Source organism: uncultured Veillonella sp., assembly GCF_937981445.1.
Taxonomy (GTDB): Bacteria; Bacillota; Negativicutes; order Veillonellales; family Veillonellaceae; genus Veillonella_A.
Window position 1 is genome coordinate 21,770 of record NZ_CALJON010000040.1, and the last position, 25,001, is coordinate 46,770.

A 25,001-nucleotide genomic window follows, 5' to 3' on the forward strand; every position below is an offset into this window, starting at 1 on the left:
TATAATAAATCTGCACAACTTTTTCAATATAATTTTATCATTTTTAATAATTTTTTATCTAACATTTGCCTAAAATTATTATTTTTAATAAAATATTATCAATAGATAAAGTATAAAGGAGGCTCTCTTATGAATCACATTCTAGAAAAATATATTCCTATTGTATCCTTCCTAGGAGAAGCATTAGGTCCCTTAGTTGAAGTTGTCCTCCACGATGTAACAAATCCTGATGCATCTATTATTGCCATTGCCAATGGTCATATTAGTGGACGTCAAGTGGGGGGCCCTTCTACTGATTTAATTTTACGAATGATTGAAGAAGCAAAACCGTCTAATAAAAATAAAGAAAAAGCTCTCCCCACATCCTATCTCAACTATAACGCTCAGGTAAAAGGTAATACCCCATGCAGAGCATCAAGTTACTTTATTCGCAGTGAAGAGGGGGAATTATTAGGATGTCTTTGTATTAATGTAAGTGTGGGGCATTTTTTAGAAGCACGACAACTTCTCGATCTTTTAATCACACCCCATACTTCATTAGAATTATTGCCATCTCATACGGAGGATTTACCAGTAAAAACTGAAACAAAAGATATAGAAAACCACGAAGCACTTCTAATATATGAAAATTTGCATAACTCAATAGATGATGTTATCGATACAATCGTAAAGGAATCCACCTCGTATTCAATCGCACTATCTAAACTATCCACAAAAGAAAAAGTTAAACTAATAAAAACCTTAAATGACAAAGGACTCTTTAATTTGAAAGGTGGCGTCGCCGCCATCGCAGCTAAAATGAATGTGTCAGAACCAACAATCTATCGTTATTTAAGTCAAGCAAAAAAAGATTTTTAATCAAAATATTATTTTATCCATCAAAACTATATACTACATGAGCACCAAACTTTCAAGTAAAAAAGGATGCAATTAATCTCCGAAATTAATTGCATCCTTTTTAATGTCTAATCCCTTTGAATAACAATCCCTACCATCAAAATAAATCCCTAACTTTATTTTTATAGCAAGTTTCGCTATTCAAGCTATTAAATTATATCTTATTAGTCTTCACGATATGGTTCTTGACCAATTTCATAATAGTTATTGCCTTCACTATCGATAACTACAATAGCAGGGAAATCAACTACAGTAAGTTCTGCCAACGCTTCTGGACCTAAGTCTTCATAAGCAAGTACTTTATAATCTTTGATGGATTTCGAAATCAAAGACGCAGCACCACCTACAGCGGCAAAGTAAGTTACACCATTTTTCTTCATGGATTCGATAACTTCTTTAGAGCGGGAGCCTTTACCAATCATACCTTTAATGCCTTGATCAAGCATAGTTGGGGTGTATGCATCCATACGACCAGAAGTAGTAGGACCAGCAGCACCAATTGGATCTCCTGGTTTTGCTGGGGATGGTCCTAAGTAATATACGATTTGGTTATGCCAATCGATTGGAAGTTCTTCACCTCGTGCTAATGCTTCAGTCATAACTTTATGCGCTGCATCACGAGCACTATAAATTTTACCAGTAATCAATACGCTATCACCAGCGCGAAGAGATCTGGATACTTCTTCAGTTAATGGTGTGGTAATATGTTTAGTTTCAGCCATTGTTAGTTCCTCCCCTATTAAATAATTTCTTCAGCATGACGGCTTGCATGGCAGCAAATTGTCACAGCTACAGGAAGACCAGCAATATGAGTAGCAGCCCATTCAATATTTACTGCTAAAGCTGTAGTAGTACCACCAAGTTGTGGCCCAATACCAGTTTTATTAATCATACCAAGTAATTCAGTTTCGAGTTTGGCATAATCTGGATGTTCATTGCGAACTTTAGTATTGCGAAGCAATGCTTTTTTGGAAAGATATGCTGCATAATCCATAGTACCACCAATACCGATACCTACTACCATTGGAGGGCATGGATTTGGACCTGCATGTTTAATGATGTCCATAACGGCTTTTTTAACACCTTCAACGCCATCAGCAGGAACAAGCATTTTAAGACCGGATTTGTTTTCACTACCAAAGCCTTTAAGTTCCATATCAATTTTAACTTTGTCGCCAGGCACGATACGAGTATAAATGATCGCTGGTGTATTGTTGCCTGTATTTTTACGATTAAATAATGGTTCTGCTACAACAGATTTACGTAAATAGCCTTCTGTATAGCCTTTAGCAACGCCTGCTTGAACAGCTTCTTCTAAGGCGCCACCTTCAAAATGAACATCTTGACCTACTTCTAAGAATACAAGAGTGTAACCAGTATCTTGGCAAATTGGACGATCTTCTTCTTTTGCAATTTCTGCATTTTTAATAATTTGATCTAATACAACACAGCCTACTGGGGATTTTTCAGTTTCACGACCAGCTTTCAATGCATCATATACGTCTTCTGGCAAGTAATATGCCGCATTCTTGCACATTTGTGCAACTACATTTGTTATTGTTTCCACGTTAATGGTACGCATAACAAAACCTCCTCAATACTAAATGAGCTTACCTAATGTCCTAATAATACCACACATTATAGCGCCTTTCAAATTATTTTCATGCATTCTTTGCAAGTATTTATGTTTATTGATATTGTTTCGCAAAATTCCAAAAAGTGAGATTAAATCCCTATTTTATATGCATAAATAGAAACTCGCACTTCGTCGCTTTTAGCCATTACCATGCATAATTATTCATATAGTTTTTATTTATATTTTATTATTCCTCTTAATAATAATGCTACTTTCTTTATCAATGCACGTTTTATTAATATGGACATCTGTCTATATGGTATACATACAAACAATTTCTACATAAGTTATAAATGTACTGAAAAGTATACTCAAAAAAGGGAGTTTACTCTTTTTTTGAGTAAAACTCCCTTTCTTATTTATTACTATTCAACTAAATACAACAGAAATGAACTATTATATTAAAATTTATCCCGTAAATTGAAATTAATTCCCAACATCCAATTTATTTAACAATACATCAATTATATTAATAAATATTTTCTATCATATATCTTGTAGTGTTATCGTTTTCGATACACAATAGGACTTCGCCAAAGATATACAAAAGGAAAGCTTAAACAGTGGACCAATCGAGAGAAAGGAAACAAAATTGCCACAATCATCCACGATATCATATGGACCTTAAAAATAAGAGGAATATGTAACATCAATTCAGGTTGAGGATGTAGCATAAGTAATCCACGGAACCACGGCCCAATGTAGAGCCGATAATTAAAAGCCCCATCTGCATTCATCATAGTACCCATAAAGCCAGTTAAAATGGTCATCCCTAAGAATAAAAAAATCCACACATCCATAAGTGATGTATTTACTTTTAAATAGGAAGAGGTACTACGGCGCCACATAAGTAGAGCAAAGCCTACTACCAAGAGAACCCCTGCTAACCCGCCAATATACAAAGCTCCTTGATGATATAAGTGTTCAGTAATGCCAAATAATTCAGTCACTTCCTGTGGCACTAAGATACCACCAACATGACCTAGAAACACTAAGATCAAGGCAAAGTGGAATAAAGGGCCTGCTATGCGCAATTTCTTTTTCTCTAGAAATTGACTTGATTTAGTAGTCCACGTTTCCTGTGATATAGCAAAACGTACCGCCGATCCTACAAATAAAAATGTAAAAGCTATATAAGGTAGTGCGACCCATACAAACTCATCCATGCTGCTCTCGCTCCCCTCGTTCAATATATTGTAATACAGTATCAATAATAAATACCTGCATATGCTTACCTGCTGCCAATTGCTCACGCAGTGTAGTTAGGGCTGGTTTCATATGTAATAAAATAGGTAATGCATCCTCAAGTGGCAAATAACTACAAAGCTCTAATAAAGCTGGCACATAGTCAGGTAGTTCTTTTTGCACCTCAAATCCATGGCGCAGGAAAAAATCTTTATATACCAATAACTTAGCCGCTTGTTCTTCTGCATTCGTACTATCATAAGAGGTCAAATACATATTGGTTTGGCTACTAAAATCAAAAAGGCGCACGTATTCATCCTCATACTCACCAGCATCTTGCGCTTCCATATATGCAATAACATCAACTAAATGGGCGAGTTCATCTACATGAGCCAGCGTTGCTTTAAGTTCTCCCAAAACATGCCACCACGCCGAACTTGGATAGGTTAGTAAGAACGCGCAATAGCCTAGTACAGTGCCTAATGAAGTGTCTGTACTTACAGTCCCTACTTGTTCAGACTGAGGTGCATTCTGTATCTTAGCCATGGTGAGTCCCTCCTTCACAGCTTGCACAAGAAGAGCCCTTTGTGTTACCAGTGCCAGCACATCCACCGACAGGACAAGACCGTAAGTCATCGCCCAACACATGGTCTGTAAAGCCATTAACACCTTGACGTAATCGCCGCTCCTCTTGTGACACAGATACCCCAGAAGGAATAACAAAGCGATCTCGGTATTTAGCGATGCCTAATAGACGATACATGGCATATAAAGTATGTTCACCATACACCGCATCATATGCGGCAGTACATTCTTGCCGAGTCCGCTTTTGCATATATTGACGTAAATCTAATAGAGTCTGCAACACCTTGCGAATCACAACTTCATTCCCAGCCGTAAAGAGTTGCGCTAAATAGGCTACAGGAATGCGCATAGAATCCGCATCAGGGAAATGCACACTGCCAGCCTCTTTGTGTAAAATTGGGCTCATAGGTGGCACATACCACACCATGGGCACCGTTCGATATTCAGGATGTAATGGTAAGGCGACCTTCCACTCTTTAACGAGTTTATATACAGGTGACTTTTTAGCTGCTTGTAACCAATTATCAGGAATTCCTTGCTCTTTAGCTAATTGAATGACTGTATCATCACTAGGATCTAAGATTACCTCCGTCATGGCTTCATAAATAGCCTTTGGATCTTCAGTGGCCGCTACCTCTGCTACTTTATCCATATCATAGAGCAGCACCCCTACGTAACGCATACGTCCTACACAAGTATCAGCACAAATCTGTGGTAAGCCATTTTCTAGGCGAGGATAGCAGAACACACATTTTTCAGCCTTATTAGTATGCCAATTATAATAGATTTTTTTATATGGGCACGAAGGCACACAGTGTCGCCAACCACGACATACATCTTGCGAAATAAGCACTACCCCATCTTCATCACGCTTGTAAATAGCTCCAGACGGACAAGCTGCTACACAAGCGGGATTCAGACAGTGATTGCATAAACGAGGCACATATTTCATAAAGATATCATGGAAATCTAACGCAATATCCTGACCTATATTCTTTAAATTAATATCAGCCCGTGCCGTGCTGCCGCCAGCCAAATCATCTTCCCAGTTTGGACCCCATTCGATTTCCATTTTTTCTTTTGTCACCAATGACCGCGGTCTAGCCACTGGTTGATTGTTTTTTCGTTTTGAATGAATTAATGTTTCATAGTCATAGGTCCAAGGCTCAAAGTAATCTTTTAACTCTGGTTGTTCAGGATGAAAAAATAGTTTCATTAAACGATTGCCCTTGGCCCCTGTAGCTAGCTGTAATTTACCATCTTTTAACATCCAGCCGCCCTTCCACTTATTCTGATCTTCCCAGTGACGAGGATAGCCAATGCCAGGCTTTGTTTCTACATTATTAAAATACATGTATTCAGCACCTTCGCGATTTGTCCATGTATTTTTACATGTAATAGAGCAGGTATGACAGCCAATACATTTATCTAAATTCATGACCATAGAAATTTGCGCTTTAATCTTCAAGCCAATCAACCTCCTTCATTTTCCGTACTACCACTAACACGTCGCGCTGATTTCCTGTAGGCCCATAATAGTTAAAACCATAACTAAGCTGACCATAGCCACCAATCATATGAGTTGGCTTCATGTGCAATCGTGTAGGAGTATTATGGGTGCCGCCACGGCCACCAGTAAGTGATGTATCAGGCACATTAATATGGCGGTCTTGCGCATGATGCATATAGGCTACACCCCGCGGAATACGAGGTGTGACTACTGCCCGAGAGGCTACTACGCCATTACTATTATAAAGTTCAATCCAATCATTATCTCTTACCCCAATTTCATTAGCATCATCCTCATTAAGCCATACGGATTGGCCACCGCGGAACAAGGTGAGCATTTGTGGAGTATCAAAGTACATGCTATGAATACTCCATTTATTATGAGGGGTTAAGTATTTTAATGTAATCTCCGGTGTTCCTTCTGCCGGTAAAGCCTTGCGCATTGGAGCATACGCAAGAATCGGTTTATACGTAGCCATTTGCTCGCCCCACTCCGTCATGAGTTCATGATCCAAGAAATAGGACTGACGGCCTGTAACCGTACGGAATGGCATGAGTAATTCAATATTATTAGTAAATGGTGTATAACGGCGATTATCTTTACCATTACCGGTGAAAATTGGCGTTGGAATCACTAACCGTGGCTGTGCCACTATATCTTCAAAGGTTATTTTTTCACCAGCACGACCACTCGTCATATGTGTAAGATTGGTTAACCCTGTTAATTCTTCAGCCTTAGCCCAGCTCTTATGAGCTACAGCACCATTCGTAGCAGAACTCATAGTGAGTACCGCTTGACAAGCATCATAGCAGTCTTCAATAGTGGGACACCCTTCACCTACACCGCGCTCAGTAATAACGCCATTGCGTACTTTAAGACTTTCATATTCATCGCCTATAGAAACAGCAATACCATGAGCCCCTACAGAGCCTTTTGCCAAATTAGGACCTAAGGCCCGTTGTTTATTATAAATTTGCGTATAATCGCGCTCAATTTCAATTAATTGTGGCATAGTTTTGCCTGGAATCGGTTCGCATTCACCACGACTCCAATCTCTCACTTTACCAAAAGGTTGTGCCGTTTCTGCCTCAGAATCATGCTGTAATGGCACAGCTACTAAATCACGATAAACCGGTACTTTAGCTTCTTTGGCTAATTTTGATACCGCTTTACCTAAGGTGAGAAAAATATCCCAGTCTGTCTTAGACTCCCAACCTGGATTGACAGCTGGTTGGAAGGGATGTACAAAGGGGTGCATATCAGTAGAAGATAAATCTGTTTTTTCATACCAAGTCGCCGTAGGTAATACTATATCAGAATATAAGGCAGACCCGGCCATACGAAAATCTAAGTCCACTAATAAATCAAGCTTGCCTTCCCCAGCCGTATCTCGCCAATTAATTTCCTTTGGCTTAGTTGGTGAATCATGTGTTTCTAACAAGCCATCCTTAGTGCCGAGCAAATATTTCATAAAATATTCGTGCCCCTTTGACGACGACGTAATTAAATTAGCACGCCATACAATGAGATTGCGAGGGAAATTTTCAGGCGCATCAGGATCTTCTACGGCAAACTGCAAGGTTTTATTCTTTAGCTGTTGTGCCACAAAAGTCTTTACACTATCAAAAGATTCGCAACCGGCCGCCTTTGCATCATTAAAAATTTGTTCACTACTTTTATTAAATGTTGGATACGATGGCAACCAACCTAAGCGAGCTGCTAATACATTATAATCACCAGCGTGACGATATTTAGGAGACTTTAATGGCGAAGTTAAATCCTTTGTATCCATTTCATCCGTACGCCACTGGTCAGTAGCAAAGTAGAAGAACGATGTACTATTTTGTAAGCGCGGTGCTGCTTGCCAATCCTTAGCAGACATAATGGCACCCCAGCCTTCGGCAGGACGTAATTTTTCTTGACCCACGTAATGAGCCCAACCGCCCCCATTTTTACCTTCACAGCCACAGAATAATACTAAATTAAGTACGGCCCGATAAATCACATCAGCATGGAACCAATGGTTAATACCACCGCCCATAATAATCATGGAGCGACCATCTGTAGCTATGGCATTATCAGCAAATTCTCTTGCAGTGTGAATCACCATTTGAGGGTCAATGCCTGTATATTTTTCCTGCCAAGCCGGCGTAAAAGGTGTATCCATTTCATAGGAACGACCCACTTCGCCACCTAAACCTCGATCTACGCCATAATTAGCTAAAATCAAGTCAAATACGGTAGTAACTAAACAGTCTCCTGCACTCGTTTTAATAGTCCGCACCGGTACAGCCCGCTCTACCACATTGGTTTCGTCTAAATGGCCAAACATAGGAAGTGAAATTAAGCGCACCCCATCATTAGCTTTAGCATCAGTAATTTTTGCTTCCATACTGTGTCCCTGATACGCGTCTAATACTGATAAATCAACATCTAACGCCGCACCGGTTTCACTATTTTCGGCCTTTAAATTCCATTTGTCTTTAGCAGTCCAACGATGTCCCATAACACCATTAGGAATAACTAAATCCTTAGTTTGTGCATCTATAACATAATATTTAAATTCACTTTTGTCCCCATCATCACCCATATCCTTCGCTGTTAAGAAGCGTTCTGGTTGCAATGTACCGTTCTCCTCTTTAAGCATAACGAGGAAAGGAAAGTCCGTATAGCGCTTCGCATACGCCTCAAACATAGGCGTTTTATTTTTTACATAATATTCATTTAAAATAACATGCCCCATAGCCATAGCCAAGGCCCCATCAGAACCGGCTTTTACATTAAGCCATGTATCAGCCGCCGTAGTACTTTCGGCATAATCAGGAGATACAGATATAACCTTAGTCCCTTTATAGCGAACTTCTGTCAAAAAGTGTGCATCTGGCGTCCGCGTTTGAGGTACATTGGAACCCCAAGTCATAATATAGCCAGCATTGTACCAGTCACTACTTTCTGGCACATCAGTTTGGTCCCCCCAAACCTGTGGACTTGCTGGAGGCAAATCGGCATACCAGTCATAAAAACTCAAGCAGGCACCACCCATAAGATTCATAAAACGGGCCCCCCCTGCATAACTGAGCATAGACATAGCCGGAATCGGAGAAAAGCCAAAATTGCGATCTGGTCCATAGGTCTTTGCCGTATACAGCAAAGAAGCAGCTGTAATTTCAGAGGCTTCTTCCCAAGTCGAGCGCACAAAGCCACCCATACCACGGGCTGATTTATATAGTTTTGTCTTTTCAGGATCCGTAACAATAGAAGCCCAAGCATCTAGTCCATGGGCATGTTCTTTCTTAGCCGCACGCCATAAGTCTGCTAACTCCCCGCGGATATATGGATATTTTACACGTAATGGGCTATACATATACCAAGAAAACGAAGCACCACGAGGGCAACCACGTGGCTCAAAATCCGGCATGTCAGGACTTGTTTCAGGATAATCATGATTTTGATTTTCCCAAGTCACAATGCCATTCTTTACGAAAACATTCCAACTACAAGAACCAGTACAGTTAACACCATGGGTGGAGCGCACCACTTTATCATAGGACCAACGATTACGATATAAGTCTTCCCATTCGCGTCCCCCTTCATATATAGCTTGATGTTCATTGCTACTTTTAGCTACTGGTGACACATAGGAAAATTTTTTAAAGAATGATTTCATGCTAAGTCCCTCCTTATCTTATTCTTAGGATAACAAAGGGACGTACACCCTTCTGTGATTAATGTCACATCATGAAAAAAAGAGCCATAGTCAGGCAGATTCTATCTGCACTCACTACAGCTCTACTATGTAATATGTCGTAATACCTCATAATGCTTAGCCAAAAAGAGAACCGCTTTACCGTTCTTAGGCCCTCATACCATACTAATTACGATTCGTGAACAGGGGCCAATATTTTAAAATGATTCTTTTCGTATTGAATAAGTCCATCTTGCTGCATATGACTCAACTCTCTCGTCAAAGCACTGCGATCAACACAAAGATACTCACTTAAGGCCACACGCCCTAAAGGCAAATCAAATTCTAAGGAGTTATATACTTTGGACATAAAAGACAAATAGGTCATTAACTTTTCCCGCAATGTGCGTTTCGATACAATTTCTAGTTTCTGCACAAAGCGCACATTTTTATCGGCCAATAATCCCATAATGTTCTGCCACAATTGCTGCGCTACCGCACTTGAAGAAGACCCTTTGCTCACTTCTTTAAGCAAAGATTCATAAGGAATATAAATAGCCTCCACTTCAGATGCTGCATAGAAATTAACTAGCGACACTTGATTGGAACTACAAGCAAATGACTCACCAAATAAGTCCCCACGATTCATAAATACAATAATCGTGCGATTCCCCCAAATGTCCTCGCTCACCATATGCACAATGCCACTTACTATGACACTCACACAGGGAACCACTTCTTCTGAAAGGGCCATATAAGCACCTTTTTTAAACTTTTTACTAAACATGCCTACTGATTTAAATAAGTCCATAAAGTCGGATTTTTCTAGATCTTTAAAGGCACGCAATTCTTGCACTCTTTCATACGTATACTTCATACGATGCCACCTTTTTTATACCGCCTATGTATGCTCCGAAGAGCATCCTTTCCCTTAACTTTATTAGTATCATTATAGCATATAAGCCAGACTTCGTGATAAATGTCACATACAAGGGCTAAAATATTTCTTATACTCCAAATAGATACGGCATAGAATTTTAATATTTGTCTAGCTCAAAAACATGCAAAAGGAGTGTGTACATACTATGACTCAATTAGGACCTAATCCTAAGCGAAGCGAAATATTAGCTCATTGGAATCCCGAGGATGAATCATTTTGGACACAATATGGCAAGCGCATTGCCAATCAAAATTTAATTGTATCCACCATTGCTCTCACCCTCTCCTTCTGTGTTTGGACGCTTTGGTCTACCATCGCAGTAAAACTCAACAGCATTGGCTTTAGCTTTACTGATGAACAACTCTTTACATTGGCTGCTATTCCTGGCCTAATCGGCGCTACAGGGCGCTTGATTTATACCTATATGCCAGGTCTTGTGGGTGGTCGTAATTGGACCTTCTTCTCTACAGCCCTCTTACTCATTCCCCTATGGGGCCTTGCGGACGCCTTACAAGATGCTAGTACGACCTATGAAACCTTCTTTATTTATGTCGCCTTTCTAGGTATTGCGGGGGCCAACTTCTCGTCCTCTATGGCAAACATTGGTCATTTCTTTCCTCGCGCACGCCGTGGTACAGCCTTAGGTATAAATGCAGGAATTGGCAACTTAGGTGTGTCCATCATTTTCCTCTTAGCCCCTATTGTAATGGGCATGTCTTTAGGTGCATCCTTCCTCGGCAGTCCGCAGATTATGAAAGATGGTACTCTTTTATATTTACAAAATACCTGCTATGTAGGCATCATCCAAATCATTATCACCTTAGGGCTCATTTTAAAATATATGGATAATTTGCCACTACCAAAGCAAAAACCAGCTGCTATGGTCACTATTTTCACTAATAAACACACTTGGCTAATGACTTGGATTTATACTTGCGGCTTTGGTTCTTTTATAGGATTTTCCGTAGCCCTTAGCTTATTAGTAAGCAAAGAGTTCCCTGAAATCTCCTTTGCCTATGGCGCCTTCTTAGGGCCATTTATCGGAGCTGGCGTACGCCCCATCGGCGGATGGCTAGCCGATAAAATCAATAGTGGCTCTAAGGTCACATTGATTTCCCTAATTGGTATGTGCCTAGCAGGAGGACTCGTAATTATTGGCATTGAGAGCCATAATTTTATTCTTTTCTTCATTGCTTTCTTAGCCCTATTCTTTATGACTGGCTTTGAAACTGGAGCGTCATTCCGCATGATTCCTTATATTTTTACAAATGGTATGCAAAGCTCCTTAGTAACAGGCTTTACCGCTGCTATTGGGGCTTATGGCGCCTTCTTTATTCCTAAGGTTTTCGGTTGGTCCTATGCCTCCTTTGGCATGGTCCTCCCTGCTTTATACATCATCTTAGGATTTACTATCTTCACGGTTATCATTACCTACTGGTTCTACGTACGCAAAGGGGCCCGTATGGAGTGTTAATCCATATACCTATTACCTAAAAAAGACCTGCAATCTCAGCGCAAGCCAAGACTGCAGGTCTTTTTTATTCACAGGGAGGGTAGGATTTTTATACTTTTAATCGTCAAACTTAGCCTAATGTAGCGCGTAAGAACCAAAGTTGTTTGCTGTAATATTCAAGATGATCTTCCATTAAGGATACTAGAGCAAAATTATCTTCTTCATCAGCGCCAGAACGAATTTCCTTAGCTAAATCACTCATCAAGTTAAAATCAGCTTGAAGAATTTCATAGGCTTCATTTACACTGAAATTACAGCCATCTACTTCTTCAAGAGATGCAATTTTTAAATACTCATTCAAACGAACTACTGGTTCTTGACCTTGCATTTTAATTAACTCTGCCACTGCATCATAGTATTCAAAGGCATTGTCATATACGCTTTCTAAATATTCATGGGCTGGTACAAATTGCGCCCCTACTACATTAAAATGTAAGTTGTGTAATTTTACATTCCAAATTGCTAAGTTTGCTAAATATTTGTTTACTAATTCTAAATTTTTCATTATGTGTTCCTCCTTAGGATACTTCCTATTTTCATTTATCAAATTTTATTTTCAATTACAGAAGAATAATGACTCTAAGCCCATTATCATCACACTGTATTATTTCAGTTATAAATACATTCCGAAGATAATATATTATTTTTTATTTTTATAATTTATAATCATTATCCGTTTCTATGTTTGTATTGTAACATAGACAAATTTCGATGTCAATATAATTAATAATAATTTTCCGTAAATAATCTATATTAAATTATGTACTATCTAAAATATTATATATGACATGTTATCTATGATGTATTACAGACAAGGCCAATACACTTTGATATAGCTAAATTTATAAACTAAAATATATAGTATATCTATTAGTAACCCATGCTCTATACATAAAAAAAAGAGTACTTAGAAATACTAAGTACTCTTTTTCTACTTGTTAACACTATTAAAATAGCTTTCCTGATGAGTAAATAAGCTGTAATGCCAATAGTCCAATGCCAGAAGAAAATAAAAGCAAAATACTCCGTGCCTTTAATCGTTTAGCAATGGCTGCCCCTATCTGGGCACCAAAGACTACGCCAATGATACAGAAAATAGCTACAGCCCATTCAATATGACCTAAATATTGATGAGTCACCACGCCACTCACCGTGGATAGAGCTAAAATAAAATGACTCGTCGCCGTAGCCACATGAGTGGGAAAGCCCAATAAATAAACGAGCGCCGCCACATGTATCAAACCACCGCCAATGCCAAATACACTGGATATAAAGCCAACGCCAACACTAATAATACAGCCAATCCACTTACTATATTTAATCTCGGTCAACTCTAACGATTCTTGCTTGCGTTCGCCTTTTTTATAATTTTTATAGCCAATAAAGGTAGACATAACTAATAGGAAGAGCCCAAACCAAAATTTAAATCCTAATATATCAAAATAGTCAGACGCCACCGCTCCTAAATAGGATCCTGGAATAGATGATAAGGTGAACCAAATAGCCGCACTATATAAAACCTTTTTCTGCCGTATATACGCAATAGAGCCTGAAATAGCATTAAACATAACAATAGCTAAGGATGTACCAACAATCATACCTGGCGACCAATCAGTAAATACATATAAAAATACAGGCACAAAAATAAAACCTCCCCCAGCCCCAATAATTGTGCCAAAGGCGCCTACAAAAATCCCCAGAAGTATAAATTCAATGGCTCCATATACCGACAAAATTGAACTTTCCATATAGTCATCTCCTTATTAGTTAGCCTAGAAGAACTACAACTAGTCTTATATTCTAAGCAATTTGAATTATCATATGATTAGTATACTGTATCTAATTGTAAAAAAATACCTTTTTATAAAATTTAACGCCTACTAATATAAAAGACCCCCGTCAGGTCTAACCAACGAGAGTCTAATTATTTTAAACTGTTACCAGTTCAGTAATTCTTTTATTAATAGTCTAAACACAAATTGATTAAAACAATGTATCTGTTTAAGAGTCCTCATTACATCATTTCAGACATAAAGGATACTATCGGTGCAATAATCGTAGTAAAAATCCCCATAATAATCATAGTTAATGATGCAATAGCGCCAGTTTTAGGGCCATCTTCATAGGCTTTCGCCGTACCCGTCCCATGTGCTGAAATGCCATATAGCATACCTTTTAACAAGCAATTATGAATATGAGCACGTTTTACCAACATAGTAGTCATAATCATACCAATAAGCCCTGTAGCAATAACTAAAATAGCAGTAATCGTAGGATTGCCACCAATTGTGTGGGATGCCGCTATAGCTAGTGGAGTTGTAACAGAACGAGGTGCAATACTATGTACTAATTCAGGACTTAATCCGAAAAGTTCAGCAATGCCCATGGACCCAAGAAATGCAACAGAACAGCCCATGCCAATAACTACCACAAGTGGTGTGGCATATTCTTTGACTACATGGCGGAATTTGTAAAGAGGTACAGCAAATGCTACTGTAGCAGGCTGTAACATAAGAGAAATATATTTACTACCTTCTTGGTATGTCTCATAAGGAATATGCATAGTCACAAGGAATAACCCAATTACAATAGGCACTGCCAACAAAGGATTTAAATATAATTTTTTACCAGATCGTTCATATAATTTCTTACATAAAAAGTATACCAATACCGTACCTACCAATGATTCGATAATGTGAATACTGATCATCTGGAATATTGTGTAGTTTACCATAATCGATACCCCTTTCTACGTAATTTCATAATACTTAAAGTAATAATAAGAACAGAAGCCAATAAAGTAATAACACTCGTAACAATGACGCCTAATAGCATGGCTCCAGTAGTACCAAATAATTGTGTATATTGAATAACACCAATAGCCGATGGAATGAAGAACAAAAGTAATTCCCCAATCAGAACGGCCGCCCCTTGTTCAACCCATTCAAGTTTTACAACACCCGTCATGAGTAAGGCAAATAATAATAACATACCTACTAATGTGCCTGGTAAAGGTAAATTAAGCCATTGTTGTAAATAATTGCCGGCCACGCCAATCAATGCCAAAGCTAACACTTGGGCTATAATAATTGCAAATCGTTTCATTTCATTCACTCCCTAGTACCCTACATCCCGACTATTACCCTATTGTATGGAATCAATATATTATCTCCATGTCTTCTTTTGTGAATCTAAACTTCATTCACGGAACGAATATAACCGGTTCATTCCTAGTCGGTATTTTTTATATACTCTTTTGCTAGAACATATTGTAGACCATTATTTAGGAAAATAAAAATATTTTTTACCTATACTCTATTATTCTTTTTAGTTATAATATAGATAGACATATTTTCGACCATGACCGGAGGTTTCTATGGATATAACACATTTAAAATATTTTGTAGAAGTAGCTCGCCAAAAAAGCTTTACTAAAGCGGCCCAAACCTTACATGTAAGCCAACCATCCTTAAGTAAAGCAGTCCGTCTCTTAGAAGGTGAATGGAACAAACAGCTCTTTCGTCGCCGAGGCCATCGCATTGAACTGACTGAAGAGGCTTGTGCTGTCTTACCGCAAATTGAAGCACTCGTTCGTCAGTTTGAAGTATTAGAGCATCAAATGAGCCATACCAATGATTTAGAATCAGGTGAAATTAGCCTGGGCATACCACCTATGATTGGCACCTCATTCTTATCCCCTATTATTCGTGACTTTATGCACAAATATCCACGTATTTCCCTAAAAGTAAGCGAATATGGCTCACCTCAAATCGCTCAACTCGTGCAAGATGGTCAGCTTCAAGTCGGCTTCGTTACCTTACCAGTGCCTGATTTTACTAATAAAGATACGAAGACCTATATTTTCAATCATCAGCCCTTACAATATGTAGTAACAGCTGATTCACCCTTTGCCCAACGGGAGGTCATCACCTTACAAGACATCAAAAAAGAACCTCTCGTCTTCTTTCATCATTCCTTTTCTTTATATGATATTATCTTAGGACGTTTTCAAGAAATTGGTGTAGTGCCACCAATTGTAGCGCAAAGTAATAATTGGGACTTTATTGCAGAACTTGTAAAAAGTGGCCTTGGTGCGGCTATTTTACCGCAATCAATTTGCGCCCGTTTACACGAAGACAGCCTTGTGTCAATTCCGATTACACCACGTATTGACTGGGTTCTTGGCATGATTTGGAATGAGCGTTCCTTGATTATCCCAGCCATACGCCTATGGGTAAATTACTTTCATAATCGCGTGCCAGAAACATTATCTATCCGGTAATATCTATTCAGTAATGTCTATGCAGTAATATCTGTTCGGTACTATCTATGCGTTAACAACGCGATTACCTCAATTAAAATTCCATAACGGTCAAAATGAAAAGACCTATGAAATCTACACGCTAGCAGTCAACACCTTGCTATATGCGAATGTAAATTCATAGGTCTTTTTATGTACTTTATCAAAAGATTAGCTCATACACTGCCCTAATATTCTAACTCGTACACAACCATTATATTATATTGTATATACCTAACTAGTATCCTAGTTTAGCTAACGCCTTTTGCCTCTTTTTACAATTGGATCTAACTGGGCGGCAATGATTGCCACAGCATTGACAACGACCGCGCCGATCTGTCAAAGGCAATACTTCAGATATCGCTTCAGATGCCATGTTAGATGTAGCCTCAGCCGATTCCATTGACACAGAATCATCGAGGCAGCTTACTTTTTTGGCATTGATACCTTCTTGCTTCCTATATCCCCTTTATGATCCCTATCTTTACTGCCTTTTTTAGCAGCCCGTTTAGCTTGCTTGCGTGCCTTTTTTAAAGACTTTTTAGCCTCTTTAGCTAACTTTTTAAATTCTTTCCACTCTGTATTGCGAACCAACTCTTCAAGGCTGATTGATGGCGTTTCTACTTTACCGATAAGAGCCAATACATCTTTAAGGAATAATTCGCCTCGCGTTTCATCATCAGCGTCTTTATCACTATGTACATTAGGGTTCTGCTTTTTACGTTCTTGCTGCTTATCTATATGCTTAGTCTTTTCAGCAACATCTTTATCAAATGCTGCGACCTCATCATCAGTGCCCTCGTCTTTAATATGTCCCTTTTCATTCAAACATACGGTAGAATCGGAACTAGTGGCCAAGCTCATATCTTGTTTATTTTGCGATTGTAAATCGCCTACTTGGATAGGCATGTTACGGATTACATCCACACTCTGTAAAGGGCGAATCGCTATAGGTCCAGGCACACGAGCCATCACGCTGCCATCCGTATGCTGCAAAATAGAGTTATCCTGACGAGTTAGTATATTGCCTTGCTTACGCGCTACTACAGCCCCTTGTTCACGTGCTAACATAGCACCATTAGCACGTTCCAGCATAGTCCCTGTGGCTCGCTCTGCTAATGCACCCATAGGTGATGTAGCATCCTGACCTTCATGATTAGCTCCTACGACACCAGAGCTAGCATCAGCTACAGCACGCGAACTACCATCAGTTGCAGCTTGTTCATTCACATCAATATCTTCCAATTCCACCTTATGAATCGGTAAATCCTCATGTTCTAATCTATTTTTAGCAGAACTATATTCTTCTTCTAATGAGTCATACACATGGAGTTGATCATATAACTCCTGAGTTTCTTCAATTTCCTGCCACAAACCATCAAGCAAGGCACTATAAGATAAACGTTGTTTTACTTCTTCATAGGCCTGTCCTGTAATTTCTATTTCTTGAGCCGTTAAGTCTTCCGTAAGAAACTCTTCAAGCATAAGCTTTATTTGTTTATCTTCTTCATACTTATTATGTAGGGCTCTGCGAACGGATTCTATAACAGCTTTACTGATGATTCCTTGACGACTATGCATGGTATTCACTCCTTATTTAAAATAGGCATTGTGCTACTACCTTGAGGCATAATAGTAACAGTAAAATCAGTTGTACCTAAGTACTTAGCCCCTAAATCTAAGGCCTCCTCTATGGTGGTAACTATAGGTAATCCTAGGGTATTTTCTACCACCTTATTTTTTTCTAATGTGACTAAAATATGATGATATCGCTCTAAGGCTTCGCCAAATAATAAGGCCACAAAGCCTGGCACAGTAAATCCTTCACGTAATGCTTTTTCTCTATCATATAAATCCTTAATGTCAAACCATTTCATAAAATCAGAAGGCTCATTAATATCTTCTAATTCCATGAGCATGATGACTACACCGCCGGGCTTACATGCTTTAATCGCATTTTCCTGAGCCTTTAAGGCCTGATATAAATTAATATCCTTAGGGTACCCACCAGATGTGACGATGACACAATCCGCTAGTTCATCAATAGGAACCCCATAAATTGTATCAACCAATTCAGTGCCTTCATGCCAAGCATCATCCCAATGACCACACATGAGCTTAGCAATCTTATCCTCTGCATTGAAAACCACATTAATAAGGAAATCTGCATCTAAAGCGGCGGCATGCTCCATTTGATCTTGATGCATCAAATTTGTATGTGAAATATTGCCACTAACAGCAGCTTCACTAATGCCATCACCTTGATTAGGACCTAAGCAGAGGCAGTGATTACTTTGAATGGCTTTATAAGAAGAAATTCCTGGCAATACAGCTTTCCGACCACCCCCAAAGCCAGCCATTGAATGATACATAATGGCCCCTGTTAAAATTACACGATCCGCCTTAACAGCTAATTCATTAATTTCAATAGGTCCACCATGTGCTGTCTCACCTAAATGGACAAATTTGCTATCTGGATTAATGCCACTGCTATGTTCAATGCGCAATCGATTCACAATCTCATCACCAAACTCAGCGCGCGACTCTGCTTCAGTTTGCAAGCGATGGGCTCCATACGCAATGAGTAAGAATATATCTTCATCGGGAATGCCAGCTTCATTCAAATAATTTACTACTGCTGGTAAGAAGAGATCATAGCGAAGCCATGCGCGCGTAATATCAGATACTACAATACAGACCGTTTCCCCCGCATTTACTAAAACTTGTAATGGCGCCGTTCCAATGGGATTGTCTAAGGCTTGACGCACAGCCCCTTCAATATCATCTAGCGCTTCATAAGGCGCCCCTTCTATAACGTGAACAAGTCGCTCATCAGCCATGTCTAGGCCTAAGGTCCCTTTGCCATATTTTAAGTCAAAATGTGCCATCCTCATCGTCTCTCTTTCTGTGTTTATTCTGAGCCCGTTCCCACAAAGCTCCCTTCATAACAATGCCTTCACCAAATTTTTTCTCTAATAAATCAACAGCTTTTGTCAGTCCCTCATGGTTTGAAACATCTTCAAAGAGACTCATTTGCTCTTGTGCTCCTACTAAACCACTGACCGATAAACCAAGCAAACGAATCGGTTTAGTAATTTTTACCTTATTATACAACATCACACCTACTCGGTATAGAGTTTCCTCACTATCAGTAGGGATTTGTAGGCTAGTTTGACGCGTCAAGGTTTTGAAATCATTAAATCTAATTTTTATAGATACAGTCTGTCCCTTTACGCCCGCTTGGCGCAAACGCTTAGCTACCTTATGAGCATAATAATACCATTCTCGATCGATTTCTTCCGCGTCTACCACATCGTCTAAATATGTCTCTTCATTACCAATGGACTGCACCATGCGGTCATATTCTACAGGCCTATCATCTATGCCCTTAGCCATTAAATACACACGCCTGGCCTGGCTACCTAATAAAGGGATTAATTTGCTTTCATCCGATAGTGCCGCAATATGTCCAATTTTTGAATACCCAGCCTCTTTTAAGATCTCTTCGGTACGCCTTCCTACACCCCAAAGGCGATTCACTGGTAACGAAGCAATTGTCTTAGCTTCCTGTCCATAAGGTATAATCATAAGCCCATCCGGTTTTCGTAAATCGGAAGCTAATTTAGCCAAATACTTATTAGGGCCAATGCCTACTGACGCCACTAGTGAAGTAGCCTGAAAAATCTCCTCTTTAATCGCTGTCCCCAATTCATACGGGCTCTTGTACTGAGTATGTAGGCCCGTAATATCTAAAAAAGCTTCATCCAAGCTAAGTGGTTCTATATAAGGCGTATAATGACTCATAATTTGATGAATTTCTTCGGAAATCTTTCGATACACATCAATGCGCGGTCGCAAAAATATGCCTTCAGGACATAGTGCATGGGCCTTAACCATGCTCATTGCGGAATGAACACCAAATGCACGTGCCTCATAAGAAGCTGTAGCTACCACGCCACGCGAAGAAAGGCCACCCACAATTACAGGGCGGCCTCTATATTCAGGGTTATCTCGTTGTTCTACAGATGCATAAAATGCATCCATATCTACATGCATGACCCATCGTCTCATAATATTACTCCGGCTTATCTTCTAAACGGCAATATTTAATCTGAGCACAAATACATTCATCTTTAGTCTTATATAACTCAGGAAGAATTTTTACAATATCTTCAAAAGTCTTTTCATTAATTGAATAACGGGTCCATAAACCATTACGCTGTGAGTTAACCACACCAGCGTCAATTAAAATCTTCATATGATAGCTTAATGTAGACTGGGACAAGTTAAAACTAGCTAATATATCACAAGCACAAAGTTCATTGCAGGAAAGCATATCAATAATATGTAGTCTTGTTTCATCGCTTAAAGCTTTAAACACTGTAGCCAATCGTTCGTATGATACTTCCATACCCATACCCATACTCCTTCTCCATAACTTTACTGACTGTAACAACTTATATATAAATGCTAAAGGGCTTTATAATTTTATATCACTTTATAGCTTGTATACCATATAATTTGTATACCATTTTATAATTTTATATCGCTTTATAACTTTATATATAACATATATTATATTACGATTATACAACAAAATCATCGATAAATCTAATTATATCAATATGAAATTTACAAATACTTTACATTTTTCAAGATAAACAAGTAGACAAAACGGCTCAATGAAAAAATTCGACAACGTCTTTGCCCCAAAATTAGGCATTAACACTTCGCTGCAAAAGTTTCGCAAAAAACTCGGCATAAAAAGATTAGCAGCAAAACGCGGCACAAAAAAACTCGGCAGTGCCCTTGAGCACTACCGAGTTCATATAATAAGAGGGGCTAAGTTTATAATTTATCTACTAATTTATAATCTACCTACAAACTAATAGTTTATCTGCTAGCTTATAGTTTACCTACTAAATCTAAGGAAGGGGTAATGGTGTCAGCACCTGGTTTCCATTTAGCAGGACATACTTTGTCGCCATGTTTTTCAACAAATTGAGCAGCCTGTACTTTGCGTAGAAGTTCTGCTGCACTACGACCAATCCCCATATTATGGATTTCAGCAGTCTCAACTTTACCTTCTGGATTTACTACAAAACTACCACGGAATGCACGTCCTTCTTCTTCACTAAATGTTTCAAAGAAATCAGCTAATTCATGCTTAATATCTGCTAACATAGTATACTTAATGCGGCCAATTCCTGGAGAAGCATCAGCCCATGCTTTATGAACAAATTCAGAATCAACAGACACCGAGAATACTTCCACACCGAGTTTTTGGAATTCTTCATAGTGATCTTGTAAATCTTCTAATTCAGTAGGGCAAACAAATGTAAAATCTGCTGGATAAAATACGAATACGCTCCATTTACCAACAATATCCTCTTTAGTTACTGTTACGATTTCTGGATTTTTAAATCCTTCTAATTTAAAATTCGGTAACTCTTTGCCAATAATTGCCATGAGAATCGCTCCTTTATATGTAATACACTCATTGATTTTCGTGAAAATCAATGTTACAAACTAATCTCCATAAGAAGTAAATATACAAGATATGTTTATTTAAACTTTTGGATAATTGATATTCATTAACAATAATAACAGATTATTGCTACAAGACTAATATACTAAAAGGAACGAAAAAAATCAATATAACAATTATTCTCAAATTGCAAGAAAGGAACTCTTACATTATATAGGACCCTAAAATTTAGTCTTTTATATTCCATAGAATATATTCTTGAAATTTCAACTCTTTGTGAAATCGCGAAACAGCCTTTATTATATTCTTCTCATAAGTCAAAAATTATTAATAAATTTATTTCTCGTTTTATAATTTTTGAAAATTATTCCCATTAATTTACTTCAGCATTATTTGATAGCATACAATATATACAATATCTATACCTTTATATTCTAATTTTTTCTTATATTTTAGCTCAACTTATATGTTTTTGCATAAGTCATAAATTTCATATTTAATAAAAAAATTACTTTTTTAAAATAAAAACTTTACAAACCACATTCGAAGTTCTTAGCTAAAAAATTATTTAAAATCTTCCATTTTCTCCCTAAATCGTATATTGACACTAAAAAACTATCTTTTTGGAGCATACTTTTAGTAAAAAATTAAACATTTTACTAAACTGTATGATTATTTCTCATACCTTTTTATTATGTATTATTATGCATTTCTTATACCTTTATTTTTCAATTTATAGAATTCATCGCCGATTCTACGGCATTATCAGTAGGATAATAATACTTTTTTAAAGTGTTTTTATTCACATAAGTCATAGCTGCATTACAAAAAATTATCACAATATACAAAATATGAATTAGAGTAAATTCGAATCACCCGTTATAATATAAGAGAGCTATTCCCGGTTCGCTAACACTAAACCTGGAATAAACCTGTCGACAAGGTATACTCGTTAATTGCAAAAAAGTGTATAGGAAATTATAGGAGGCTTTATAATGAAGCACTTAAAAATCGCTTTCTCCGAAAAAGCGTTACCTCTCTTTGAAAGCATGACTGACCGCGCTGTTGTAGATGTTACTGCAACAGATTTTTCTGATGTAGCAGCAATTGTTATTACAGATGCTGATCAAAACACGCTTGCTAATCCAATGATTGAATCTCTAAAAATCCCTGTATTTTTAGTAAAAGTTGAATCTGAAGAAATTAAACCTGAATTCATCGGCAAAATTAATCGTGTAATTGATCTTAACGCTATCAACCACGAATTATATACAAAACAAATTGCAGCAGCTGCCGATCGTTACGAAGACGACATGTTACCTCCATTCTTCCGCGCATTAGCTGATTATGTAGGTGATGGCAACTCTCAATTCGACTGCCCAGGTCATCAAGGCGGTCAATTCTTCACTCGTCACCCAGCTGGCCGTGCATTCTTCGATTTCTACGGCGAAAATTTATTCCGCTCCGACTTATGTAATGCGGACGTTAAACTTGGTGACTTACTAATCCACGAAGGTCCTGCTTGTGACGCTCAACAACACGCAGCACAAGTATTCAACGCTGATAAAACTTACTTCGTATTAAATGGTACTTCTTCTTCCAATAAAATGGTAACTAATGCGTTACTAGCTCCTGGAGATATCATTCTTTACGACCGTAACAACCATAAATCCATCAGCCATGGTGCATTAGTACAAGCTGGTGCAACTCCAATCTACCTTGAAACTGCACGTAACCCATTCGGCTCCATTGGTGGTATCTTGGAACATTGCTTCGATGAAAAATACATCCGTGATTTGATTCGCGAACATGCTCCAGAAAAAGCTGACGAAAAACGCCCAGTACGTTTGGCAGTTATTCAATTAGGTACTTATGATGGTACTATTTACAATGCACGCCAAGTTGTTGATAAAATTGGTCACCTTTGCGACTACATCTTATTCGACTCCGCTTGGGTAGGCTACGAACAATTCATCCCTATGATGAAAGATTGCAGCCCATTGCTTCTTGAACTTGGACCTGAAGATCCTGGTATCTTAGTAACTCAGTCTGTTCACAAACAACAAGCTGGTTTCTCCCAAACTTCCCAAGTACATAAAAAAGACTCCCACATTAAGGGTCAAGATCGCTATGTAAACCATAAACGCTTAAACAACGCGTTCATGATGCATGCGTCTACTTCCCCATTCTACCCATTATTCGCTTCCCTTGACATCAATGCTAAAATGCATGAAGGCAAAGCTGGTATCGAATTATGGAAAGACTGCGTAGAAGTAGTAATCGATGCTCGTAAAGCAGTATTAAACAACTGTAAATATCTTCGTCCATTAGTACCTCCAGTAGTACATGGTAAAAAATGGCAAGAAGGCGAAACTAGCAAAATGGCTAACGACCTTGCATACTTCGCATTCGAACCAGGTGCTAAATGGCATTCCTTCGATGGCTATGGTAAAGGTCAATACTTCATCGACCCTTGCAAATTCCAGCTTATCACTCCTGGTATCAACATTGAAACTGGTGAATACGAAGACTTCGGTATCCATGCTAATATCTTAGCTAACTACCTACGTGAACATGGTATTATTCCAGAAAAATGTGACTTGAACACTATCTTGTTCTTGATGACTCCAGCTGAAAGCAAAACTAAGATGGATGACTTAGTAGCTCAATTAATCCGTTTCGAACAATTGATTGAAGAAGATGCTCCAATGCAAGATGTATTGCCAACAATCTACTACAACAATATCGACAAATACAAAGGCTACCACATCCGCCAACTTTGCCAAGAAATGCATGACTTCTACAAAGATCGTCAAGTTAGCACATTACAAAAACGCTTATTCTTGCACGAATACTTACCTGAGTATGTAACTACTCCTCAAGAAGCAAACTTTGCATTCGTTCGTGGCGAAGGCGAATTAGTTGCTCTTTCCGAAGCAGTAGGTCGCATCGCTCTTGAAGGTGCTTTACCTTATCCTCCAGGAGTACTTTGTGTACAACCAGGCGAACGTTGGTCTGAAACTGCACGTGACTACTTCTTAGCTCTTGAAGAAGGTATTAATAAACTTCCTGGTTTCGCTCCTGAAATCCAAGGCGTTTACTTAACTACTCAAGAAGACGGAACTAAGAAAGCTTACGGTTACGTATTGAAAAAAGAATTTGAAAGTAAGCTTGCCAAATAAGTATCTGATTTACTAATTACATAACTAGTGAATGAGGTTCGTTGAGAAGGATTCTGATTTGCTAATCAATGAGGGATCCT

General features: G+C 38.4%; 21 protein-coding genes. 4 read left to right on the top strand and 17 right to left on the bottom strand.

The window, feature by feature from the left end; all coding sequences use genetic code 11:
* Positions 1-129 precede the first annotated feature (129 nt).
* Complete coding sequence (locus Q0376_RS06375) at positions 130-858, top strand: transcriptional regulator (RefSeq protein ID WP_298705367.1); 729 nt, start codon at positions 130-132, stop codon at positions 856-858.
* Positions 859-1,061: 203 nt separating this feature from the next.
* Here Q0376_RS06375 and Q0376_RS06380 read toward each other — a convergent pair whose 3' ends face one another.
* The 7 genes from Q0376_RS06380 to Q0376_RS06410 form a co-directional block, all read right to left on the bottom strand.
* Positions 1,062-1,619, bottom strand: coding sequence for a Fe-S-containing hydro-lyase (locus Q0376_RS06380; protein ID WP_298705370.1), 558 nt, complete (start codon positions 1,617-1,619; stop codon positions 1,062-1,064).
* 17 nt (positions 1,620-1,636) lie between these two features.
* Positions 1,637-2,479: a fumarate hydratase gene (locus Q0376_RS06385; RefSeq protein WP_298705373.1), complete on the bottom strand. Its 843-nt coding sequence runs from the start codon at positions 2,477-2,479 to the stop codon at positions 1,637-1,639.
* Positions 2,480-3,036: 557 nt separating this feature from the next.
* Positions 3,037-3,699, bottom strand: coding sequence for a respiratory nitrate reductase subunit gamma (gene narI, locus Q0376_RS06390; RefSeq protein ID WP_298705376.1), 663 nt, complete (start codon positions 3,697-3,699; stop codon positions 3,037-3,039).
* A complete protein-coding gene (locus tag Q0376_RS06395) occupies positions 3,692-4,264 on the bottom strand; it encodes a nitrate reductase molybdenum cofactor assembly chaperone (protein ID WP_298705379.1) in 573 nt (190 codons plus the stop codon). Before Q0376_RS06395 ends, narI begins: the two co-directional genes overlap by 8 nt.
* Positions 4,257-5,771, bottom strand: a complete 1,515-nt coding sequence (gene narH, locus Q0376_RS06400; RefSeq protein ID WP_298705382.1) for a nitrate reductase subunit beta — start codon at positions 5,769-5,771, stop codon at positions 4,257-4,259. The genes Q0376_RS06395 and narH overlap by 8 nt, the downstream gene beginning before the upstream one ends.
* Positions 5,761-9,480, bottom strand: coding sequence for a nitrate reductase subunit alpha (locus Q0376_RS06405; protein ID WP_298705385.1), 3,720 nt, complete (start codon positions 9,478-9,480; stop codon positions 5,761-5,763). Before Q0376_RS06405 ends, narH begins: the two co-directional genes overlap by 11 nt.
* 208 nt (positions 9,481-9,688) lie before the next feature.
* A complete protein-coding gene (locus Q0376_RS06410; RefSeq protein WP_298705388.1) occupies positions 9,689-10,375 on the bottom strand; it encodes a Crp/Fnr family transcriptional regulator in 687 nt (228 codons plus the stop codon).
* A gap of 208 nt (positions 10,376-10,583) precedes the next feature.
* Between Q0376_RS06410 and Q0376_RS06415 the strand changes: the two genes are divergently transcribed.
* The gene (locus tag Q0376_RS06415) at positions 10,584-11,912 is read left to right on the top strand and encodes an MFS transporter (RefSeq protein ID WP_298705391.1); all 1,329 of its coding nucleotides are present in this window, start codon (positions 10,584-10,586) and stop codon (positions 11,910-11,912) included.
* A 109-nt stretch (positions 11,913-12,021) separates the two neighbouring features.
* Here Q0376_RS06415 and Q0376_RS06420 read toward each other — a convergent pair whose 3' ends face one another.
* The 4 genes from Q0376_RS06420 to Q0376_RS06435 form a co-directional block, all read right to left on the bottom strand.
* A complete protein-coding gene (locus Q0376_RS06420) occupies positions 12,022-12,456 on the bottom strand; it encodes a DNA starvation/stationary phase protection protein (protein ID WP_298705394.1) in 435 nt (144 codons plus the stop codon).
* A gap of 442 nt (positions 12,457-12,898) precedes the next feature.
* Complete coding sequence (locus Q0376_RS06425; protein ID WP_298705397.1) at positions 12,899-13,699, bottom strand: sulfite exporter TauE/SafE family protein; 801 nt, start codon at positions 13,697-13,699, stop codon at positions 12,899-12,901.
* Between the two features lie 266 nt (positions 13,700-13,965).
* Positions 13,966-14,661, bottom strand: a complete 696-nt coding sequence (locus tag Q0376_RS06430; RefSeq protein WP_298705400.1) for an LrgB family protein — start codon at positions 14,659-14,661, stop codon at positions 13,966-13,968.
* A 17-nt stretch (positions 14,662-14,678) separates the two neighbouring features.
* Positions 14,679-15,056, bottom strand: coding sequence for a CidA/LrgA family protein (locus Q0376_RS06435; protein ID WP_298705403.1), 378 nt, complete (start codon positions 15,054-15,056; stop codon positions 14,679-14,681).
* 271 nt (positions 15,057-15,327) lie between these two features.
* On the opposite strand from Q0376_RS06435, the gene Q0376_RS06440 reads away from it, so the two are divergent.
* Entirely contained in the window at positions 15,328-16,233 is a 906-nt protein-coding gene (locus tag Q0376_RS06440; protein ID WP_298705406.1) for a LysR family transcriptional regulator, read from the top strand.
* 256 nt (positions 16,234-16,489) lie between these two features.
* On the opposite strand, the gene Q0376_RS06445 is transcribed toward Q0376_RS06440, so the two are convergent.
* The 6 genes from Q0376_RS06445 to ahpC all read right to left on the bottom strand — a co-directional run bounded on the left by Q0376_RS06445 (position 16,490) and on the right by ahpC (position 21,720).
* A complete protein-coding gene (locus Q0376_RS06445) occupies positions 16,490-16,660 on the bottom strand; it encodes a hypothetical protein (protein ID WP_298705409.1) in 171 nt (56 codons plus the stop codon).
* 17 nt (positions 16,661-16,677) lie between these two features.
* Positions 16,678-17,832, bottom strand: a complete 1,155-nt coding sequence (locus Q0376_RS06450) for a hypothetical protein (RefSeq protein WP_298705412.1) — start codon at positions 17,830-17,832, stop codon at positions 16,678-16,680.
* Between the two features lie 5 nt (positions 17,833-17,837).
* Positions 17,838-19,145, bottom strand: coding sequence for a nickel-dependent lactate racemase (gene larA, locus Q0376_RS06455; protein WP_298705415.1), 1,308 nt, complete (start codon positions 19,143-19,145; stop codon positions 17,838-17,840).
* Complete coding sequence (locus Q0376_RS06460) at positions 19,126-20,322, bottom strand: DNA polymerase IV (protein WP_298705418.1); 1,197 nt, start codon at positions 20,320-20,322, stop codon at positions 19,126-19,128. Before Q0376_RS06460 ends, larA begins: the two co-directional genes overlap by 20 nt.
* A gap of 4 nt (positions 20,323-20,326) precedes the next feature.
* Positions 20,327-20,662 (bottom strand): helix-turn-helix transcriptional regulator, encoded by a 336-nt coding sequence (locus Q0376_RS06465; protein ID WP_298705421.1) that lies wholly within the window; start codon positions 20,660-20,662, stop codon positions 20,327-20,329.
* A 494-nt stretch (positions 20,663-21,156) separates the two neighbouring features.
* On the bottom strand, positions 21,157-21,720 hold the full coding sequence (gene ahpC / locus Q0376_RS06470) for an alkyl hydroperoxide reductase subunit C (RefSeq protein WP_298705424.1): 564 nt from the start codon (positions 21,718-21,720) through the stop codon (positions 21,157-21,159).
* 1,014 nt (positions 21,721-22,734) lie between these two features.
* Between ahpC and speF the strand changes: the two genes are divergently transcribed.
* Positions 22,735-24,921, top strand: coding sequence for an ornithine decarboxylase SpeF (gene speF / locus Q0376_RS06475; protein WP_298705428.1), 2,187 nt, complete (start codon positions 22,735-22,737; stop codon positions 24,919-24,921).
* The last annotated feature ends 80 nt before the right edge of the window (positions 24,922-25,001 follow it).

Coding starts and splice junctions, on each gene's coding strand:
- ahpC (WP_298705424.1), bottom strand. CDS start 21,720: ATGGCAATTATTGGCAAAGAGTTACCGAATTTTAAATTAGAAGGATTT.
- Q0376_RS06460 (WP_298705418.1), bottom strand. CDS start 20,322: ATGAGACGATGGGTCATGCATGTAGATATGGATGCATTTTATGCATCT.
- Q0376_RS06450 (WP_298705412.1), bottom strand. CDS start 17,832: ATGCATAGTCGTCAAGGAATCATCAGTAAAGCTGTTATAGAATCCGTT.
- Q0376_RS06435 (WP_298705403.1), bottom strand. CDS start 15,056: ATGAAACGATTTGCAATTATTATAGCCCAAGTGTTAGCTTTGGCATTG.
- speF (WP_298705428.1), top strand. CDS start 22,735: ATGAAGCACTTAAAAATCGCTTTCTCCGAAAAAGCGTTACCTCTCTTT.
- larA (WP_298705415.1), bottom strand. CDS start 19,145: ATGAGGATGGCACATTTTGACTTAAAATATGGCAAAGGGACCTTAGGC.
- Q0376_RS06375 (WP_298705367.1), top strand. CDS start 130: ATGAATCACATTCTAGAAAAATATATTCCTATTGTATCCTTCCTAGGA.
- Q0376_RS06395 (WP_298705379.1), bottom strand. CDS start 4,264: ATGGCTAAGATACAGAATGCACCTCAGTCTGAACAAGTAGGGACTGTA.
- Q0376_RS06430 (WP_298705400.1), bottom strand. CDS start 14,661: ATGATCAGTATTCACATTATCGAATCATTGGTAGGTACGGTATTGGTA.
- Q0376_RS06425 (WP_298705397.1), bottom strand. CDS start 13,699: ATGGAAAGTTCAATTTTGTCGGTATATGGAGCCATTGAATTTATACTT.
- Q0376_RS06440 (WP_298705406.1), top strand. CDS start 15,328: ATGGATATAACACATTTAAAATATTTTGTAGAAGTAGCTCGCCAAAAA.
- Q0376_RS06385 (WP_298705373.1), bottom strand. CDS start 2,479: ATGCGTACCATTAACGTGGAAACAATAACAAATGTAGTTGCACAAATG.
- Q0376_RS06415 (WP_298705391.1), top strand. CDS start 10,584: ATGACTCAATTAGGACCTAATCCTAAGCGAAGCGAAATATTAGCTCAT.
- Q0376_RS06465 (WP_298705421.1), bottom strand. CDS start 20,662: ATGGAAGTATCATACGAACGATTGGCTACAGTGTTTAAAGCTTTAAGC.
- Q0376_RS06380 (WP_298705370.1), bottom strand. CDS start 1,619: ATGGCTGAAACTAAACATATTACCACACCATTAACTGAAGAAGTATCC.
- Q0376_RS06410 (WP_298705388.1), bottom strand. CDS start 10,375: ATGAAGTATACGTATGAAAGAGTGCAAGAATTGCGTGCCTTTAAAGAT.
- narI (WP_298705376.1), bottom strand. CDS start 3,699: ATGGATGAGTTTGTATGGGTCGCACTACCTTATATAGCTTTTACATTT.
- Q0376_RS06405 (WP_298705385.1), bottom strand. CDS start 9,480: ATGAAATCATTCTTTAAAAAATTTTCCTATGTGTCACCAGTAGCTAAA.
- Q0376_RS06420 (WP_298705394.1), bottom strand. CDS start 12,456: ATGAAAAATTTAGAATTAGTAAACAAATATTTAGCAAACTTAGCAATT.